The sequence below is a fragment of the Streptomyces sp. NPDC001843 genome, from assembly GCF_042891955.1.
Classification (GTDB): domain Bacteria; phylum Actinomycetota; class Actinomycetes; order Streptomycetales; family Streptomycetaceae; genus Streptomyces.
On record NZ_JBIATQ010000005.1, the window covers coordinates 169160 to 189024 of the forward strand.

The 19865-nt window shown below is 70.2% G+C and carries 11 protein-coding genes and 1 pseudogene; 7 read left to right on the forward strand and 5 right to left on the reverse strand.

The features are described 5' to 3' along the window. Nucleotide 1 precedes the first annotated feature (1 nt). Complete coding sequence (locus tag ACFYZQ_RS14985; RefSeq protein WP_389146663.1) at nt 2-1351, reverse strand: ABC transporter substrate-binding protein; 1350 nt, start codon at nt 1349-1351, stop codon at nt 2-4. Between the two features lie 348 nt (nt 1352-1699). Here ACFYZQ_RS14985 and ACFYZQ_RS14990 point away from each other — a divergent pair, with 348 nt between their 5' ends. The 4 genes and pseudogenes from ACFYZQ_RS14990 (at nt 1700) to ACFYZQ_RS15005 (ending at nt 9489) form a co-directional block, all read left to right on the forward strand. Beyond that, nucleotides 1700-3226, forward strand: a complete 1527-nt coding sequence (locus ACFYZQ_RS14990) for a glycosyl hydrolase family 28 protein (protein WP_389146666.1) — start codon at nt 1700-1702, stop codon at nt 3224-3226. Beyond that, nucleotides 3223-6555 carry an alginate lyase family protein gene (locus ACFYZQ_RS14995; protein WP_389146669.1) on the forward strand — a complete coding sequence of 1111 codons (3333 nt, stop codon included), beginning with the start codon at nt 3223-3225 and terminating at the stop codon, nt 6553-6555. Before ACFYZQ_RS14990 ends, ACFYZQ_RS14995 begins: the two co-directional genes overlap by 4 nt. A gap of 28 nt (nt 6556-6583) precedes the next feature. Beyond that, nucleotides 6584-7831: an alginate lyase family protein gene (locus tag ACFYZQ_RS15000; protein ID WP_389146672.1), complete on the forward strand. Its 1248-nt coding sequence runs from the start codon at nt 6584-6586 to the stop codon at nt 7829-7831. A 92-nt stretch (nt 7832-7923) separates the two neighbouring features. Beyond that, a pseudogene (locus ACFYZQ_RS15005) lies at nt 7924-9489 on the forward strand (carboxylesterase/lipase family protein). Between the two features lie 52 nt (nt 9490-9541). Here the strand turns inward: ACFYZQ_RS15005 and ACFYZQ_RS15010 are convergent. Together ACFYZQ_RS15010 and mmuM are read right to left on the reverse strand one after the other, a co-directional pair. Then, nucleotides 9542-10609, reverse strand: a complete 1068-nt coding sequence (locus ACFYZQ_RS15010) for a LacI family DNA-binding transcriptional regulator (protein ID WP_389146675.1) — start codon at nt 10607-10609, stop codon at nt 9542-9544. A 111-nt stretch (nt 10610-10720) separates the two neighbouring features. Further along, the gene (mmuM, locus tag ACFYZQ_RS15015) at nt 10721-11647 is read right to left on the reverse strand and encodes a homocysteine S-methyltransferase (RefSeq protein WP_389146678.1); all 927 of its coding nucleotides are present in this window, start codon (nt 11645-11647) and stop codon (nt 10721-10723) included. Nucleotides 11648-11772: 125 nt separating this feature from the next. Between mmuM and ACFYZQ_RS15020 the strand changes: the two genes are divergently transcribed. Next, a complete protein-coding gene (locus ACFYZQ_RS15020) occupies nt 11773-13164 on the forward strand; it encodes an APC family permease (RefSeq protein ID WP_389146681.1) in 1392 nt (463 codons plus the stop codon). On the opposite strand, the gene ACFYZQ_RS15025 is transcribed toward ACFYZQ_RS15020, so the two are convergent. Continuing rightward, nucleotides 13158-15197, reverse strand: a complete 2040-nt coding sequence (locus ACFYZQ_RS15025) for an autotransporter-associated beta strand repeat-containing protein (protein ID WP_389147372.1) — start codon at nt 15195-15197, stop codon at nt 13158-13160. The two genes, ACFYZQ_RS15020 and ACFYZQ_RS15025, sit on opposite strands and share 7 nt — an antisense overlap. Before the next feature lie 295 nt (nt 15198-15492). On the opposite strand from ACFYZQ_RS15025, the gene ACFYZQ_RS15030 reads away from it, so the two are divergent. Beyond that, nucleotides 15493-16566 carry a family 43 glycosylhydrolase gene (locus tag ACFYZQ_RS15030; protein ID WP_389146684.1) on the forward strand — a complete coding sequence of 358 codons (1074 nt, stop codon included), beginning with the start codon at nt 15493-15495 and terminating at the stop codon, nt 16564-16566. A 1-nt stretch (nt 16567) separates the two neighbouring features. Continuing rightward, a complete protein-coding gene (locus ACFYZQ_RS15035; RefSeq protein WP_389146687.1) occupies nt 16568-17980 on the forward strand; it encodes an RICIN domain-containing protein in 1413 nt (470 codons plus the stop codon). A 10-nt stretch (nt 17981-17990) separates the two neighbouring features. Here ACFYZQ_RS15035 and ACFYZQ_RS15040 read toward each other — a convergent pair whose 3' ends face one another. Further along, nucleotides 17991-19685, reverse strand: coding sequence for a rhamnogalacturonan lyase B N-terminal domain-containing protein (locus ACFYZQ_RS15040; RefSeq protein WP_389146690.1), 1695 nt, complete (start codon nt 19683-19685; stop codon nt 17991-17993). Nucleotides 19686-19865: the final 180 nt, after the last annotated feature.

Here is a 19865-nt window from a genome sequence, read left to right on the forward strand (position 1 = left end):
CTCAGCCCTTGACGCTGATGCCGCGGGACTTCAGGTCCTTGACCGTCCACTCCTGCATGTGCGTCAGCAGATCGGTGACCTTCTCCTGCTTGCTGACCACCTTCGCCCAGCCGCTCTGCAGTTCGGTGAACATCGCCGTCCAGTCGGGGCCGAAGGTCCAGTCGGTGGTGACCGTGTTCAGGCTGTCGGTCACGACCTTCTTCGCCGGCTCGTAGTTCTTGCCGAGCAGCTTGGGCGAGATCGACTCGTCGACGTAACTGCCGCTGTCGGCGAGCGCGGGCATCACACCGTTGCCGGTCGTCGGGCTCGCCATCGTCTTGACCGCGCCGGCATCGGTGGACATCCACAGCGCGGCCTCGGCGGCCTGCCGCTGCTCCTTGCACTGCTTGGTCACCAGCGTCACGCTGCCGGTCAGGTTGGTGCCGGCCGGGGTCTTGGCGGGCTCTCCGGTGAACGCCGGCCAGGGGGACAGCGCCCACTTGCCGAAGGACTTGGTGAAGTTCTGCACCATGCCCGCCATCTGCCAGGTGGAGATCTGCCGGGTCGCGGTGCCGCCGTTGTCGTAGTTGCGCTGCACGGCCGCGTAGTCGGCGAACGACAGCTTGGAGTCCAGGTCGTTGTCGATGATCTCCTGGATCACCTTCGCGGCCTTGAGGGTGCCGGCGTCCTGGAAGTCCACCTTCCAGGAGTTGCCGTCGATGGCGTACCAGTGCGCCCCGGCCTGCATGGCGATCACTTCCAGGGTGCTGGGGTCCTCACCGGCGAAGTTGGTGATCTCGATGCCGTGTTTCTTCAGCACCTTGCCCGCGGCGATGAACTCGTCCCAGGTCGTCGGCGGCTTCAGGCCGTATTTGGTGAAGATGTCGGTGCGGTAGATGGTGAAGTTCGGCGCCGAGCTGGTCGGCACGCCGTACATCCTGCCCTGCACCTGCGCGGCCGACCAGGAGCCCGGGTTGAACTTGCCCTTGTCCGCCTGGACGTACTTGGTGATGTCGGCGAGCGCGCCCTGGGAGACCCAGCTGGTCACGTACTCGGCGGTGTTCTGCACCAGGCACGGCGCGTTGCCCGCCTTGACGGCGTTGGTCAGCTGCTTCTGCATGGTCAGCTGGTCGGTGACCTTCGTGTACTTGAGCTGGACGTCCTTGTGGGAGGCGTTGAAGGCCTTGGCGACCGCTTCCTGCCCGTTGGCCCAGCCCCAGAAGGGGAGGGTGACCGGACCCGAGGCCGACTTGGAGTCGCCGGAACCGGATCCGCCGCAGCCCGTGAGCAGCGTACTTGTCAGCGCTAGACCGGCGGCGGCACCGCGGACGAACCTGCTCCTGGACCGTCTACCGGGGCTGGTGGAGTTCATGTGACCGTGTTCCTTCGGAAGTTGTCGTTCCAGAAACTGTAGAAACCGGTTTCCACGGGACAGTAGGACGGCCTGCCGACTCCTAGCAAGGGGTATGAGCCGGATTCTTACGACGTGCGATCCGTCGAACGCGCTTCGGATAGCAACCGGTACGCGGAAGCAACCGGTTGCTACCGATGGGTTTTTCGAAAGTTCGCCGCGCCCCTTGACGTGCCTGTCATACGGGAAGAAGCTCCCCTCACCGTTATAGCAACCGGTTGTCTCACCCGACGCGGCTTCGTCGCGGGGATGTCCACTCCGTCTCAAGTAACACCCGCACGGCCTTTTTCACCTCGTAAGGAGCCATGCATGAACCCGTCCCTGTCACGCCGCACCGCACTCCAGGCGGCCGGCGCCACCGTGCTCGCCGCCGGCCTGTCCGGGCAGATGGCCACGGCGGCCCGGGCGGACGACAGCAACGCAGCGCCGAAGCTGGTCACCTACCAGCGCCCGGCGAGCATGCCGACGAATACCAGTTTCAAGGTGCGGGTCCGCACCGCCCCCGACGGCGACTGGCAGACCCTGGACATCTGGCGGCCGCAGTTCGAGGAGATCAACCCCACCACCGGTTCGGGCAAGGTGTACAGCTCGTCGATGGTGTACTTCGACTTCAGTGGCTCGGTCGAGGTCGAGATCACCTACCTCCCCGGCGGCACCACCAAGGCCCGGGTGAGACCGGACGCCCTCGGTATCAAGCCCGAACTCCTCGGCGACACCCTGCGGTTCACACTCGACGAGCCGCGTGACGTCGTGGTGCAGGTCAACGACCTGACCTTCGACTGTCTGCACCTGATCAGCAACCACATCGACCCCAACCCGCCCTCCGCCGACGACCCGGACGTCATCTACTTCGGCCCCGGTGTGCACTCCGTCACCGGCAACGTCCTCACGGTTCCCAGCGGCAAGACGGTCCACCTCGCCGGCGGCGCGGTCCTGACCGCCCAGGTGTACTTCAAGAACGTCGAGAAGGCCGGCATCACCGGGCGGGGTGTCCTCTACGCGAACCCCGGCGGCGCCATCCTCTGCGAGGGCAGCAAGAACATCCGTGTCGAGGAGGTCATCATCCTCAACCCGGCCGGTTACGCGGGCACTTTCGGGGAGAGCGAGAACGTCCACGTCAAGAAGGCGCGCGCGTTCAGCTCGAAGGGAAACGGAGACGGCTTCGACGTCTTCTCCTCCAGCGGCGTCGTCTTCGACGGCTGCTTCATGCGCAACTCCGACGACTGCATCGCGATCTACTGTCACCGCTGGAACTACTACGGCGACACCCGCGACATCACCGTGCAGAACTGCACCCTGTGGGCCGATGTCGCCCACCCGATCAACGTCGGCACGCACGGCAACACCGACGCCCCCGAGACGATCGAGAACCTGGTCATCAAAAACCTCGACATCCTCGATCACCGCGAACCGCAGATGAACTACCAGGGCTGCATCGCCCTCAACCCCGGCGACTCCAACCTGATCCGATCCGTCCGCATCGAGGACGTGCGCATCGAGGACTTCCGCTGGGGCCAGGTCATCTACATGAAGGTGATGTTCAACCCGAAGTACAACACCTCGGTCGGCCGCGGCATCGAGGACGTCTACGTCAAGAACCTCAGCTACACGGGCACGCACGCCAACCCGTCGCTGTTCCTGGGCTACGACGCCGACCACGCCATCAAGAACGTCACCTTCGAGAACCTGGTGATCAACGGCGTCGTCGTCGCCGACTCGATGAAGAAGCCGAGCTGGTACTACACCACCGACGCCGTCCAGTGGTTCTACAACGAGCACGTGACGAACCTGAAGTTCATCACCACCGCCGAGGCCGCGGCGGCGGCCGCGTCATGACCGACCCCGCACCGAGCCGCCGCGGCTTCCTCGGCGGTGCCGCGGCCCTGCTGCTGGCGTCGGGCGCGAGCGGACTGCTCGTGCCCGGCCTGGCGCGGGCCGCCGAGAACGCCTCCGGCACCCGGGCCTTCACCCACCCCGGACTGCTGCACAGCCCCGCCGACCTCGCCCGTATGAAGTCGGCGGTCGACGGCAGACAGTCGCCGGTATACGACGGCTACCTCGCACTCGCCGCCCACGCGCGCTCGCAGACCGCATACACCATCCAGAACACCGGCCAGATCACCTCCTGGGGCCGCGGCCCCACCAACTTCCAGAACCAGGCCGTCGCCGACTCGGCGGCCGCCTACCAGAACGCCCTCATCTGGGCCGTCACCGGCGATCGCGCGCACGCCGACAAGGCCCGGGACATCCTGAACGCCTGGTCGGCCTCGCTCACCGCGATCACCGGCGCCGACGGACCGCTCGGCGCCGGCCTGCAGGCCTTCAAGTTCGTGAACGCGGCCGAACTGCTGCGGCACACCGGCTACGAAGGATGGGCTCAGGCGGACATCGCCCGCTGCGAGCGGTCCTTCCTCGACGTCTGGTATCCGGCGGTGTCCGGTTACATGCTGTACGCCAACGGCAACTGGGACCTGACCGCCCTCCAGTCCATCCTGGCCATCGGTGTGTTCTGCGAGCAGCGCACCCTCTTCGAGGACGCCCTGCGGTTCGCCGCCGCGGGCGCCGGCAACGGCAGCGTCCCGCACCGCGTCGTCACCGCCGCCGGCCAGGGCCAGGAGTCGGGGCGCGACCAGGGCCACGAACAACTCGCGGTCGGTCTGACGGGCGACATCGCCCAGGTCGCCTGGAACCAGGGCGTCGACCTGTGGGCCTACGAAGACCGCCGCATCCTCGCGAACTTCGAGTACGCCGCCCGCTACAACCTCGGCGGCGACGTCCCCTTCACCCCGGACCTCGACCGCACCGGCAAGTACATCAAGACCGTCGTCTCCGCCACCGGCCGCGGCACCCTGCCGCCGATCTACGAGATGGCCTACGCCCACTACGCCGGTGTTCTCGGCCTCGACACCCCGTACACCGAGGCCGCCGTCTTCCGCGGCACCGGCGGCGCCCGAGTCGTCGAGGGCAGCAACGACGACCTGCCCAGCTGGGGCACCTTCGCCTACGCCGGCACCAAGGCGCCCGACCCCACGGTGCCCACCGCCCCGGCGGGCGTCACGGCGGCCGGCGACGGCAAGGCGATCACCGTGACCTGGCTGCCGTCGGCGTGGGCGAGCACGTACGCCGTCCGGCGGGCCACCCGCCCCGAGGGCCCGTACGACACCATCGCCACCGGCGTCGGCAAGCCCGCGTACACCGACGCGGACGCCCGCCCCGGCCGGACCTACTACTACACGGTCACCGCGGCGAACTCCCTGGGCGCCAGCGGCGACTCGGCCCTCGCCGCGGCCGCACCGGGTCTCCCGGAGCCCTGGTCCACCCAGGACCTCGGGGACGTGAGGATCCCGGGCTCCGCCGCCTTCGACGGTGAACGGTTCGTGCTGGAGGCGAGCGGCACCGCCGACACCTACCGCTCCGTCCACCTGCCGCTGCGGGGCGACGGCACGGTGACCGCACGGATCGTATGGCCGCTCAGCTCCCAGTACTCCAAGATCGGCGTCACCGTCCGCGACTCCCTCGACCCGGCCGCCGCCCACGCCGCCATGCTGATCCAGGGCCTGCCACTGCACACCTGGAGCGGGGTGTGGACCGTACGGCCCACGGCCGGCGCCGGCATCTCCGCCACCGGCAGCACCCCGGTGCCCCTCTCCCAGCAGACGGCGATCACGGTCGACGCCTCCTTCCCGATCTCGAACCTCGGCGAGCTGCCCCAGTCGGCGACCCCGCTCGAGGCCCCGTACGTCGAGGGAGCGGGCGACGGCTACCGGCTGCGGGCGCCCTACTGGGTGCGGGTGAGCCGCAAGGGGCGCCGCTGCACCGGGGCGATCTCACCGGACGGGATCCGGTGGACCGAAGTGGGGTCGACGGAATGCGATCTGTCGCACACCGCATACGCCGGCCTCGTTCTCACCTCCTGTCTCGGCGTCGACGAGGACTACGCGGAGACCGGCACCGGCGCCTTCGACGACGTCAGCGTCGTCTCCGCCTCCGGTGAGGTCTGGTCCGTGCCGCGCCCCACCCGGGCCGCCGCCGACCTCCGGGCGAGCGCCGGAGCCGACGCCGTCGAACTGGCCTGGACCGACCCGGACCTCTCCGCCCGCTACAAGGTGCTGCGCGCCACCGACGCCGACGGCCCCTACCTCACCGTCGCCACCGGCGTCGGGCCGGTCGGCACCGGTGCCCGCATCCGGTACTCGGACGCCACCGGCACCCCCGGCACGACGTACCACTACGCCGTCGCCAAGACCAACAGCGCCGGACGCGGCCCGCTCTCGAAGCCCGCCTCCGCCACGATGCCGACACCGTCCATACCTGAACTCACCTCCCCGAACACCGCGTTCGCGAACAAGGGGGACACCTTCCGGTTTCTGCTGCGGGCCTCGCACCAGCCCGTCCGTTTCACCGCCCACGGACTGCCCGACGGCCTGCGCGTCGACAAACGCACCGGCCTCGTCTCCGGAACCCCCACTGAGACCGGCGAGTTCACCGTCACCACCACTGCGGGCAACGCGGCCGGCGAAGGAACGGGCACCCTCACCCTCACGGTCGGCACACCCCCGCCCACCCCCTGGACCTACGGCGACCTGGGCGACGTCGTCCTCGACGACCGCGACTTCGGCACCCTCGGCGTGGTCGCCGTCCGCACCCCCGGCAGCACCGCCCACCAGGACGGGACCTTCGTCGTGCGGGGCGCCGGAACCGACCTCACCGTCAACGGCCAGGGCATGACCGGCCAGTTCGTCCGGCAGCCGGTCACGGGCGACCACGAGTTCACCGCCCGTCTGGTCTCCCGCACCGGAGCCACCGCCGACCGGGTCGGCCTGCTGATGGCCAAGTCCCTGTCGCCGTTCGACCAGGCGGCCGGGGTGATCGTCACCGGCGGGAACACCGCCCAGCTGATGCTGCGCCCCACCGTCGCCGGTGCTTCGGCGTTCACCGGCACGACCACCGTCCGACTGCCCCTGCTGCTGCGGCTGAAGCGAACCGGGACCGACTTCGCCGCGGCCGTCTCCACCGATGACGGCGCCACCTGGACCTCCCTGGCCTCCGGCCGGATCACCGGGTTCGGGGACGCTCCCTACTACGTGGGCCTCGTGGTCTGCTCCCGCAACCCCTTGGCCCTCGCCACCACCGAGTTCGACGAGGTGAGCATCGACCCCGGCTGATCCCCCCACGGATTGGAGCACCACCGCCATGAGCCGCACCTCCCCCCACACCCCGCTCCAGCGAGACGAGTTGAGCCGCCGCGGTCTGCTGAAGACCGCCGGCGGTCTCACCGCCGCCCTCGCCCTCGGCACCGCGTCCGCCGCCACCACGGCGGACGCCGCCCCCGCGTCCTTCGCCCACCCCGGAATGATCCACAACTGGGGCGACATCAACCGGGCCAAGGTCCGCGTCGCCGCCGGCGACGACCCCTGGCTGTCCGGCTGGAACAGACTGACCGCGAACTCCCACGCCCAGTCCACCTGGACACCCAACCCGCAGGCCACGATCATCCGCGGCGGCACCGGCGAGAACTACGGCATTCTGTACAACGACATCGCCGCCGCCTATCAGAACGCCCTGCGCTGGAACGTCGCCGGCACCGCCGCGCACGGCGACTGCGCCGTGCGGATCCTCAACGCCTGGGCGTCCACGCTCACCACCCTCACCGGCAACGCCGACCGCTTCCTCGCCGCCGGCATCTACGGCTGGCAGTTCGCCAACGCCGCGGAACTCATTCGCGGCCACAGCGGGTTCGACCTCACGGCCTTCCAGGACATGATGGTGAACGTCTTCCATCCGCTCAACAACCAGTTCCTCACCGGCCACAACGACGCCTGCATCACCAACTACTGGGCGAACTGGGACCTGTGCAACATGGCTTCCGTCATGGCCATCGCAATCCTCACCGACGACGCCGCCAAGTACGACCAGGCCGTCACCTACTTCAAGTCCGGCGCCGGCAACGGCTCCCTCGCCCACGCGGTGCCCTACCTGTACACCGACTCCGACGGCTACGGCCTCGGTCAGTGGCAGGAGTCCGGCCGCGACCAGGGGCACACCGTCATGGGCATGGGGCAGATGGGCGCCCTGTGCGAGATGGCCTGGAACCAGGGCGACGACCTGTACTCGTACGACAGCCGCCGCTTCATGAAGGCCGCCCAGTACGTCGCCAAGTACAACCTCGGCTCCGAGGTCCCGTTCACCACCTACACCTGGGGCACCGGCCAGAGCTGCGCCCAGCAGTCCCAGACGGCGATCTCCTCGGCGTCCCGCGGCCAGGCCCGCCCGGTGTGGGCGATGCTCCACTACCACTACAACCGGCGTCTGAACCTCGACGACAAGTACATCGCCCAGATGGCGGCCTCCGTCGCGCCCGAGGGCGGCGGCGGGGACTACGGCTCCACCAGCGGCGGCTACGACCAGCTGGGCTTCGGCACCCTCATGTACGCCAAATAGCCGTCTCGGCGTCCCGTGCGGCGGAATAACCGGCAGTGATGTGGTGCTGTGGTGTCACCGGTGCACGAGCGCCGCGAAGGGCTGGTGGGCACATGACGGCTGACCGGACGGGACCCGTCGTCACCACACCGTACGGGGCGGTGCGCGGCAGGTACGAACACGGGATCGCCGTCTTCCGCGGCATCCCGTACGCCGCCCCGCCCTTCGGTCCCGGCAGGTTCCGCCCGCCCCGGCCACCCGAACCCTGGGACGGGGTGCGCGACGCGGTCGCGTTTGGACCAACGGCGCCAAAACCGCCGTACTCGGAGGCGTTCGCGCAGTACCTGTCCGACCCGGTCGTACCCGGCGACGACTGTCTCAACCTCAACGTGTGGACCCCCGAGCCGGGCCCCGGCGCCCGGCTCCCCGTCCTGGTGTGGCTGCACGGTGGCGCCCTGACCAGGGGATCCTCGGCCGTTCCGGTGTACGACGGGCGTGCCTTCGCGCGCGACGGCGTCGTCCTCGTCTCGGTCAACTACCGGCTGGGGGTGGAGGGCTACGGCCTGTTCCCGGACGTGCCCGCCAACCCCGGACTGCGTGACCAGCTGGCCGCCCTGCGCTGGGTGCACGCCTCGATCGAGGCCTTCGGCGGCGACCCCGGACGGGTGACCCTGGCCGGGCAGTCGGCCGGGGCCATCAGCGCCGGCGCCCTGCTCGCCGCACCCCAGGCGCAGGGCCTGGTGCGGCGGGCGGTGCTGCAGAGCGGGGCCCCGGAGGCCGCCGAACGCGACAAGGTGCGGCGCATGGTGCGCCGCATGGCGAACCGGCTGAAGATCCCCGCCACGGCCGAGGCCTTCGCCGCCGTCGACCGGGAGCTGCTGCTGCGCTACCCAGGCCGAGGTCGGCCGACTCAGCAGCCCGGTGCTGGGGGGTCCGGCCTTCGGCATCGTCGTCGACGGCGACCTCGTGCCCCGAGACCCGCTGCGGGCCCTCCTCGACGGCGAAGCCGCGCGCGGCGTCGACCTCCTCATGGGCTGACCCGGGACGAGTACCGGCTGTGGCTGGTGCCGGGCGGGCTGGTGGAGCACGTCGACCGGCTCGGCGCGGTCGCCCTGGCCGGTGCCATGGCCCGCTGTCACTGCGGCCACGAGGTGCCGCGCGGCTACCGCGCCCTGCACCCGAAGGCCTCGCCCTCCGAGCTCGTCGGCCAGCTGGTCACCGACCACCTGCTGCGCGTCCCGTTGCATCGCCTGGCCGACGCCCGCCCCGCGTCCTCGTACGTCTACGAGTTCGCCTGGCCCTCCAACCTGCCCGGACTCGGCGCCTGCCACGGGCTGGAGCTCGGCTTCGTCTTCGACACCGGGGACGTGCCGGAGTCCGCCCGCCTCGCCGGGGAGGGCGCACCGCAGGAACTGTGCGACACGATGCACGCGGCATGGGTGCGGTTCGCGACCGACGGGGATCCGGGGTGGGAGGCCTGGGATGCCGCCCATCCGGTCCGGATCCTCGGCGACGGTGAACCGTATACCGCATACGGGCCGCTGGATTCCGAGGTCGGTCTGTGGTCGATCGCCGACCGCACACCGGATCCCGTCGACGGCCCACACGCCGCCCGCAGCGCGGAACTCGCGACGACGGTGCGCCGACTGCGCCGGTCGATCGGCGCCCGCCTGCACTGACCCGCCGACGGACCACCGGGTCGAGCAGTCGGCAGCCCGCACGGTCGACCCGTCAGTGGTCCGCGGCGCCTGCCGGCTTCGCCACCGAGCCCCGCACCACCACGTGCGTGCCCAGCAGCAGATGCTCGTCGGCCGAGTCGGCGGTGTGGCCGAGGGCGGTCCGCACGGCGAGGCGGCCCAGCTCCTCGTAGGGCACGTGGACCGTGGTCAGGGCGGGATACAGATCGCGGGCGAACGGGATGTCGTCGTACCCGGCCAGCGAGACGTCGCCCGGCACGTCAAGGCCGGCCTCGTGCAGCGCGGTCAGCGCGCCCGCCGCCACCATGTCGGTGGCCGCCACGACCGCCGTGAAGTCGAGCCGCCGCCGCAGGGCCTGCCGCATCAGGCGGTGGCCCGAGTCGCGGGTGAAGTCGCCGTGCAGCACCAGCTCGGGGTCGGGTTCCAGCCCGCGGGCGCGGTGAGCCGCAAGATAGCCGCGCTCACGGCCCTGCGCCGTGGTGTGGTCCGGTTTGCCGCCCAGGAACAGCACCCGCCGGTGGCCCTGGGCGAGGACGTGCGCGACAAGGGCGTAGGAGCCGCCCTCGTTGTCGTACTCGATGACCGTCACCGGCGCTCCCGGGCCGAGCGGCGGCCGGCCGCACAGCACCAGCCGGGAGCCCGCCGACGCCAGCGAGTCGGCGATCCGGCGGGTGCGCATCCGGTACTCGGGGGTGTCCGCGGCGCCGCCGACCAGGATGACGGCGGCGGCCCGCTGGGCGCGCATCATCTCGATGAACTCCAGCTCGTGCCGGATGTCCCCGTCCGTGCTGCACACCAGGCACAGGTGCCCGAGCCGGGTCGCCTCGCGCTCCACGCCGTGCGCCATGTGCGCGAACGACGGCCCCGTGATGTCCTCCAGGACGAAGGCGAGCGTCGGCGTTCCGGCTCCGGCGACGGCCTTGGCGCGGGCGTCGGCGACGTAGTCCATCTCGCGCACCGCCCGCAGCACCCGCGTACGTGTGGCCGCGCTCACCGGGTAGTCCCCGCCCAGCACCCGCGACACCGTCGACGCGGACACCCCCGCCCGCGCCGCCACGTCCCGGATCGTGCTCCGCGCCGCGTCCCCGTTTTTTCTGGTCATGTCCCTAGCCCCTCTCCCCGCTCCCGGGGACAGTGGCAACATACCGGCAACCGGTTCCACCGCGGGGGGCCGAAGCCCAAAGGGGCGCGGGGCGGATCGGCACGGCCCCGGTCAGGCCGCGCCCACCGCCTGTGCTATCGACGTGATCGCCCGCGGACCCACCCGGCAGCAGCCGCCGATCAGCCGAGCGCCCGCCCTGCGCCAGGCCTCGACCTGCTCGGCGGTGAAGCTTGCACGGCCGTTCCACGCCCGCGCCCCGGCGTCCCAGGCCTCGCCGCTGTTGGGATACACCACCACCGGCTTGCCGGTCACCCGGACGGCGGTCTCGATCGCGTGCTCCACATCCTCGGGCGCGCAGCAGTTGACGCCGACCGCGATCACCTCGTCCGCGTCCGCGGCCAGGGCGAACGCCTCCTCCAGGGACTGTCCGGCGCGGGTCCGACCACCGTCGACGGTGTACGAAAGCCAGGCGGGCGTATCCAATCCACGCACCGCCCGCAGCAGCGCCGCCGCCTCGTCCGCGTCCGGCACCGTCTCCAGGGCCAGTACATCGGGCCCGGCCGCCGCCAGCACCTCCAGGCGGGGCCGGTGGAAGCGCTCCAGCTCGGCCACGCTCAGTCCGTACCGGCCCCGGTACTCGGAGCCGTCCGCGAGCATCGCCCCGTACGGGCCGACGGAAGCCGCCACCCACAGCGGGCCCGCGACCCCCTCGGCGTGGGCCTGCCGGGCCGCCTCCCGGGCCAGCTCCACGCTCAGCGTGAGCAGCCGGGCCGCCTCCTCCCGGCCGATCCCGCGCTTCGCGAAGCCCTCGAAGGTCGCCTGGTAGCTCGAGGTGATCGCCACGTTCGCGCCCGCCTCGAAGTAGGCGAGGTGCGCCTCGGTGATCGCCTCGGGCCGTTCGGCGAGCAGCCGTGCCGACCACAGTTCGTCGCTCAGGTCGTGCCCGGCGGACTCGAGCTGGTTGGACATGCCGCCGTCGAGTACGACGGTGCCGGCGGCGAGGGCCTCGGTGAGCGGGGGAGGGGTGTCGCTGGTCATGCCCCGACGCTAGTCCACGAGGACCCGGACAGCCGAGTGTGTCCAGTACGTGAACAGATCGCCCACCATGTGGGATGCCGGGTTACGATCACGCACCTCCCCGCACCTGCCACCCCGGAACCGCCATGACCTCCCCCAGTCCCACCGGGACCACCCGGCCGGAGCTCTCCCCTGCTCCGAGCCGCCGCGCCTTCGGCCTGACCGCCGCCACCGCCCTCGTCATGGGCAACATCATCGGCGGCGGCATCTTCGCGCTGCCCGCGACCGTCGCCCCGTACGGCACGGTCAGCCTGCTCGCCTTCCTCGTCCTGTCCGTCGCCGCCGTGCTCCTCGCGCTGCTCTTCGGCAGGCTGGCCCGGCGCAGCCCGGTCACCGGTGGGCTGTACGTGTATCCGCGCGACGCCTTCGGCCCGTTCGCGGGCTTCCTGTCGGCGTGGTCGTACTGGACGATGTGCTGGGTCAGCATCGCCGCCCTCGCGGTCGCCGTGGTCGGCTACGTCGACGTCCTCGTACCCCTGCACGGCAACCACCTGGCGGAGGGTCTCGTCGCCCTCGCCGCGCTCTGGCTTCCGGCGGCGGCGAACTTCGCCGGGACCCGCTGGGTCGGCGCGGTGCAGATCGTATCCACCGTCCTGAAGTTCGTACCCCTGTTGCTGGTCGCCACCGTCGGCCTGTTCTTCGTCGACACCGACAACTTCGGCCCGTTCAACGCCTCCGGTGACAGCGTCCCCGGCGCCGTCGCCGCCTCCGCCGCGTTGCTGCTCTACAGCTTCCTCGGTGTGGAGTCGGCGGCGGTCAGCGCGGGCGAGGTCGACGACCCGGAGCGCACGGTCGGCCGCGCGAGCGTCCTCGGTACCCTCGGCTCCGCCCTCGTCTACCTCCTCGGCACGGTCGCCGTCTTCGGCCTGGTCCCGCACGACCGGCTCGTGAACTCGGGGGCGCCGTTCGCCGACGCCGTGAACGCGATCACGGGCGGCCACTGGGGCGGCACCGCGATCGCCCTGGTGGCGGTCGCCTCCATCACCGGCTGCCTCAACGGCTGGATCCTGATGGCGGCGCAGATGCCGTACGCCGCCGCCCGCGACGGACTCTTCCCCGCCCCCTTCGCCAGGATCGGCAGGGGCGGGGTACCCGGTTTCGGCGTGTGGGCCTGTGCGGTCCTCGGCACGCTCCTGATCGCCCTCAACTACACGGCGGGCCCGGACACCACCTTCCGCGTCCTCGTTCTCATCACGACCTTCACCGGCTGCGTCCCGTACCTGCTGTCGGCGGCGGCCCAGTTGTACTGGCTGGCCCGCGGTACCCGCGACCGGGTCCGCCCCGCCGGCCTCACCCGTGACCTGATCGTCGCGGCCCTGTCCTTCGCCTTCTCCTTCTGGCTGATCGCGGGCGCCGGTTACGCCGCCGTCTACCAGGGCGTGCTGTTTCTCTTCGCGGGCATCCCGGTGTACGTGTGGCTGCGCGGCCGCCGGGAGCCGGCGGAGCAGCCCGCACAGCCCGGCGCCGGGCCTCAGTGAGCCGCGTGCCGTCCGCCGCCGCGTCCGCCCCTGCGCCGGATGCGCCGACCCGCCGGGAACACCAGGCCGCCCAGCAGGCCGAGCGCGAGGACGTACGGCCACCAGCCGAAACCCTCGGCCGTGGCGCTCGTGTTGCGGGTGTCGGCCGTGGCCGGGCCGCTGGTGGACCCCGCCGCCTCGACACGAACCGAGGGAGCGGAACCGGGGGAGGCGGCCGTCAGGACGACGTCGTTGCCGTCACCGCCCCGGTAGCTGATCCGGTAGACGGTGTCGGCGAGTTTCAGCCGGTCCCCTTCACCCAGCCCGTCGAAGGTGCCGGTGGTCCTGGCGCGACCCGTGTTGTCGATCAGGGTGATCTCCCGGGCGGGGGCGGTCCCGGCGGCCGCCATGTCGAGGGCCCCGGCCAGGCGTAGCCTGCCCGCCACCTTCAAAGGCCTGCCCCGGACGACCAGTTCGGCCTTCGCGTGCTGGGTGTAGTCCCCGGTCACCGTCAGTCCGCCGGCCACCAGTCCGTCGTTGGTCACCGAACCCTTCACCGTGCCCTTGCCGGTGAGCGCGGTCGCCACCCGCAGCCCCGGGGCGCCCGGGTCCAGCCGTGCGCCCGAGGCAAGCTTGACGGCCCTGCTGTGCGTGAGGGTCGCTCCGGAGCGCAGGGCCAGCGTGCCTCTGGTGACGGTCGTGGGGCCCGTGTACGTCACCGCGCGGCCCGTGAGCGTGGTCGTCGCGGCACCGGACTGGGTGAGGGAGCCGCTGCCACTGATCCGGGACAGCGCCAGAGCCCTGCTCCTGTTGTTCAGTACGAGTGAACCATTGTCGACGATCTTGTAGAGGTCGCCTTTTGTGTACAGTCCACCGTCGCCACCGGACTTGCCGCTGCCCAGCCGCAGCACGGCGTTCTTCTCCACGGTCGTCGAGCCGTTGTAGTACTGGACGGCGGCGAAGGTGACGTCGTTGCCCTTCGTGCCCTTGACGACGATGTCGCCGGCGCCGGGGGCGGCCAGCGTGTCGTGGAACTTGCCGCCGCCGATGGGAGCGCCCAGCGTCACGGGCCCGTTGTAGTCGAACGTCAGCAGGGAACGGGACCGGGCCGCCAGCAGATTGATGTAGACGGTCTCGGCGGTGCCCGGCATGAAGATCTTGTTCGTGGTGCCGTCACCCCACTGGACGTTTGCGCCCTTGATGTTGGTGCCGCGCTTGTTGACGTTCTTCCGTGCGGGCGTCCAGTTCAGGGCCGGGTCGCTCAGCGAGGGGTTGGTGTCGCCGCCCTGGTCCGACCAGCTGTACTGGCCGGTGAGGACGACCTTGCTGCCCGGCCGTGACTGCACGTTGATGTCGCTGCCGTATTCGCGCTGGTAGAAGTCCATCCCCATGGTGACGGTCTGGCCCAGCGGGGTGTCCACGGTCCAGGTGCCCTGGTTGAGGACCTTGCGCACGTTCGGCAGCGAGGTCGCGTACTCCGGTCGTCCGGCGTTCAGCTGCGTGCCGTTGTCGATCACCCCGGAGAAGGGATGGGTGCCGGAGAGGTCCCAGGTGCCCCAGAGGAACCTCGGCTGGGTGATCAGGCCGGAGCCGCTGATGGTCCCCAGGTTGTAGGCGCTCCTGAGGGACAGCCGCAGGCGGCCGTCGACCCGGATGTTGTCCTGGTTGAGGCGGAACGCCGGGGTGTTGTAGGGGAAGTGGCCGATCAGTCCGGTCGTGCCGCCGTCGCCGTACTGCAGGGTCGCCCCGCGCTCGACCGTGATCGCCGGCGGGTCGGGGTGGGCGACGGTGACGTACGGGTGGTTGCCGCCCTGTGTGCGCACGACCTGCCGCTGCCGGGACCTGGGCAGGGTGAAGTCGCTGTCCTTCGTGAGGACCAGTGTTCCGCTGCCGCGCACGGTGAGGGTGCCCTCGCCGCGGAAGACACCGCCGTACGTCGTGGTTCCGGCGGGCACGGTGACCACGGTGTCGCCGCTGAGTGTGACGTCCCGGCCCGCGAGGACATCGGCGGTGGCGTCCCGGGGGCCGGCCGCGGCCGGGGGAGCGCCGACCATGAGGACGACGGCCGCCAGGGCGCCGGTGATCGCTGCTGTGGTGTGGAGATGGCTGTGCACAGTGCGGAGACGTCCGTAGCCGGGGGCCGATAACAGAAATTCGCTGCGGGACCACTCGAGCGGCTGCGCGACAGCTCGCAGAAGCTCCGGGACCTCTCGCAGAAATCGCTTACCCCCGGTCCCGTCAGACCCGTTGACCTCCCGGTAACTCACCCTTACCTTTTCGGCGTTCGTAATGACAACTGGTGTTCGCCATCTCGAACCGTGCCCCGTCCCCCACCGAGAGGCAGTCCGCATGAGCCGCGATCACGACCTGCCCCGAGTTCCCAGCCGCAGGGTGGTGCTGAAGGGCGCCGCGGCCGGCGCCTTCCTGGCCGCCGCGTCCGGCGCGCCCGCCGTTGCCGCCCACCGGAAGGCGGCCCCGTACGTCAACCCCCTTGTGCCCCGGCGCGCCGACCCGCACGTCACCCGTCACACCGACGGCTCCTACTACTTCACGGCCACCGTGCCCGAGTACGACCGCATCGTCCTGCGCCGCTCGCGCACCCTGAACGACCTCTCCACCGCCGCCGAGTCGGTGATCTGGCGGGCACACACCACCGGCCCGATGGGCGCGCACATCTGGGCGCCGGAACTGCACCGCATCGACGGCAAGTGGTACATCTACTTCGCCTCCGCGCCCGCCGAGGACGTGTGGGCCATCCGCATCTGGGTCCTGGAGAACGCGCACCGCGACCCGTTCAAGGGAACCTGGGTGGAGAAGGGCCAGATCAAGACGGCCTGGGAGACCTTCTCCCTGGACGCCACCACCTTCACCCACCGCGGCAGCCGCTACCTCGCCTGGGCCCAGCACGAGCCCGGTATGGACAACAACACCGCGCTGTGGCTGTCGGAGATGTCCGACCCCTGGACCCTCACCGGCCCCCAGATCCGGCTCTCCACCCCGGAGTACGACTGGGAGTGCGTCGGTTACAAGGTCAACGAGGGCCCGTACGTCCTGAAGCGCAACGGCCGCCTGTTCCTCACCTACTCCGCCAGCGCCACCGACTACCACTACTGCGTCGGCATGCTCACCGCCGACGCCGACAGCGACCTGATGGACCCGGCGAGCTGGTCCAAGTCGCCGACCCCGGTCTTCACCAGCAACGACACCACCAAGCAGTACGGCCCGGGCCACAACTGCTTCACGGTCGCCGAGGACGGGCGCACCGACGTCCTCGTCTACCACGCCCGCCAGTACAAGGAGATCACCGGCGACCCGCTGAACGACCCCAACCGCCACACCCGGATCCAGAAGCTCGGCTGGAAGCCGGACGGCACCCCGGACTTCGGCGTCCCCGTCGCCGACACCGTGAAGGAGGGCTCCTGAGATGAGACGCGCGTACGCGATCCTCCTGGCCCTGTGCTGCGCCCTCGCCGCGGCACTGGCGACCGCCGGGCCCGCACAGGCCGCGGCCGAGACGATCACCAACGGCACGCAGTTCGCGGACACTTCGGGCAACGCGGTGCACGCCCACGGCGGCGGAGTCATCAAGGTCGGCTCGTACTACTACTGGTTCGGCGAGGACCGCAACTCCGACAACACCTTCAAGTACGTCGACGCCTACCGCTCCACCGACCTGAAGAACTGGGAGTTCAGGAACCACGTCCTGACCCGGTCCAGTGCCCCGGAGCTGGGCACCGCCTACATCGAGCGGCCGAAGGTCGTCTACAACGCGTCGACCGGCAAGTTCGTGATGTGGATGCACAAGGAGAACGGCACCGACTACAGCGAGGCCCGCGCGGCCGTCGCCGTCTCCGACACGGTCGACGGGACGTACACCTACAAGGGCAGCTTCCGCCCGCTCGGCTCGTACATGTCCCGGGACATCACCACGTTCGTCGACACGGACGGCACGGCCTACATGGTCTCCGCCGCCAACGAGAACTACGACCTGCACATCTACCGGCTGACCGCCGACTACACCGGCATCGCGAGCCTGGTCGCCAACCCCTGGCCGGGTGGCCACCGTGAGGCACCCGCCCTGTTCAGGCGGAACGGCGTCTACTTCATGCTCACTTCGGGCGCCACCGGCTGGAACCCCAACCAGCAGCAGTACGCCACCGCCACCTCCCTCGCCGGCCCATGGACCTCGATGAGAGACGTCGGCGATTCGACGGCCTACGGATCGCAGACCGCATACGTTCTTCCCGTGCAGGGGACGTCCGGCACGTCGTACCTCTACATGGGCGACCGCTGGGGCAACTCCTTCGGCGGCACCGTCAACGACTCCCGCTACGTGTGGTCGCCGCTGACCTTCCCGACCTCCACCTCGATGTCCATGTCCTGGTACCCGGAGGTCACCGTCGACACGGCCGCCGGGACGGTCGGCGGGACCAGCGCCACGTACAACACGCTGATCGCGCGGCACAGCGGCAAGTGCGCCGACGTGACCGGTCAGTCGCTGTGGCAGGGCGCCCAGATCAAGCAGTACGGCTGCAACGGCGGCACCAACCAGAAGTACTGGTTCAAGTCCGTGGGCAGCGGCTACTACCAGCTCGTGGTCAGGAACAGCTCCCTGTGCGTGCAGGAGAACGCCAACGCCGTCACCCAGGAGAACTGCAGCGGCTCGGCCACCGGCCAGCAGTGGTCGCTGACCACCTCCGGCTCCTACGTGAACGTCAAGTCGCGTGCGACCGGCGAGTGCCTGGACGTGTCCGGCGCGTCCACCGCCGACTCCGCCGCGATCATCACGTACACCTGCAACGGCGGTACCAACCAGCAGTGGACACGCGGATCATGACGCCGGCGGCTCAGGCCAGCAGGTCGATCGCGTCGATCGAGGTGCCCGCGCTCAGATAGGACGTCGTCCCCGAGCCGCTCACCACGTGGATCTTCAGCGTGTTGTACGCGCCGGTGTCCGTCAGCCAGGCGGACGCCGGGACGCTGTAGGTGAAGGTGTGGTTGTTGCCCCGATAGGAGCCCACGGTCAGCGACCGGGTGCTGGGCTGGGTGGGCGGCGAGGGGACGGCCGACGTCCAGGCGTCGTTGACGACGACCTGGGGGCGGCCGTTCGCGTAGGCGGTCGTCACGCCGATGCGCAGGGTGTGCGCGGCGGCGGCCTGCGCGGCCGTCAGCTTGAAGTAGACGACGATGCCGCTGTTGACGTCCTTCCAGAGGTAGCAGGGGAACGCCGAGGTCTCCGTGCCGCTGCCGATGACCACGTTGCCGGTCCAGGACGCGGCCCGCACGTCGGACGGATGCGCGTACGTCATCAGGTCCGCGTTCTTGAAGCCGCTCGGCGTGCCGTTCCAGTCGCCGATCCGCCAGATCGCGCTCGCGTTGCCCGGGTCGTTGGAGGAGGGGACGGTGAGGGTGTTGACCGTGGTCGTCGTGCCCGCGGTCACGGTCACCGATGTGCTGTACACCGCCAGCTCGCCTTTGTAGACAGTCAGCGTGTATGCACCCGGCAGTACACCGCCGACCGAGAAGTGGCCGTCCGACGCCCGCGCCGACCCCCAGTACTGCGCCGCCGAGTTGGCGAGCCCCACGGTGTACGGGTACGCCGTGTTCCGCCCGGAGATGCCGACGCCGGCCACCCGGCCCCGGCGGCTCGCCGGCACGTATCCGGAGATGCCCAGCGAGTCCGCCCAGGAGGTGGTCAATGTCCCCGGGAACAGCGCGGAGGAGGGCGCCCCGCCGTCCGTGAAGGCGATGACATAAGGGCCCTGGAGACCGTAGCGCTCGGCCTCCGTCTGGTTCTCGCCGTAGTACAGGATCTCGTACAGGCCGCCTCCGTCCGCGCTCTGGTGGCGCAGCAGGGAGCGGTAGAACGGGCCGCCGGAGGCCTTCTCGTGGTTGCTGCGCACGATCCACAGGCCGACGCCGCCGGTGGCCCAGCCGATGTAGTCGTAGTCCATCACCCGCAGCTTCGAGTAGTGCTTCGAGCGGGTCTGCCCGTCGGACTTGGCGAACACGTCCGAGGCTTCGACGGTGCTGGTGGTGTACGTGTACGAGTCGGGCTGGTCGTTGGGGAACAGGCCGGCCTTGACGCGCACGATGTACCGGGTGGCGCTGACCGAGGAGTCCGCCTTGTTGGTCCACAGGTAGATGTTGTTCTCGCCGCTGCGGGCCGCGTAGTAGTGCTTGAGCGTGCCGTGCGCGACCGAGATGAGGATCGTCGTTCCCGACTGCTCGACGGTCACCGTGGACGTGCCGAGGCCGGACTCGATGTGGGAGTTCTTGCCGCCGTAGCCCTGGTACTCCGTGCCGCGGTAGACCAGCGAGGTGAGGTCGCCGTTGGTCTTGCTGACCTTGAAGACCAGGTTGGCGCCGGTGTCGACGACGTAGCTGGAACCGTCGTCGCGGTAGCCGAAGCCGGCGGCGGAAGCGGCGGAAGCGGCGGACGCGGAGGCCGCAAGCGGTCCGGCGAGGGCGGCCGAACCGGCGGCGGCCGTGCCGAGCACGAAGGTACGGCGTCCGACCGGTCTGTTCACGGATCCGGACATGGGGGTGCCTCCTTCAGAGGTGTGGGGGTGCGGGTGTCTGGCAGAGTGACAGTTGAATCGATTTCGCGAAAGGGCTTTCACCGAGAGGCAGTCGGCTGTCTCGGAAAAATCGCCGGAGATCTAGAAAGCGCTTGCGAGGAGCGGTACGGTCCAGCGGCCAGGTGTGTCGCCGTGACGGAG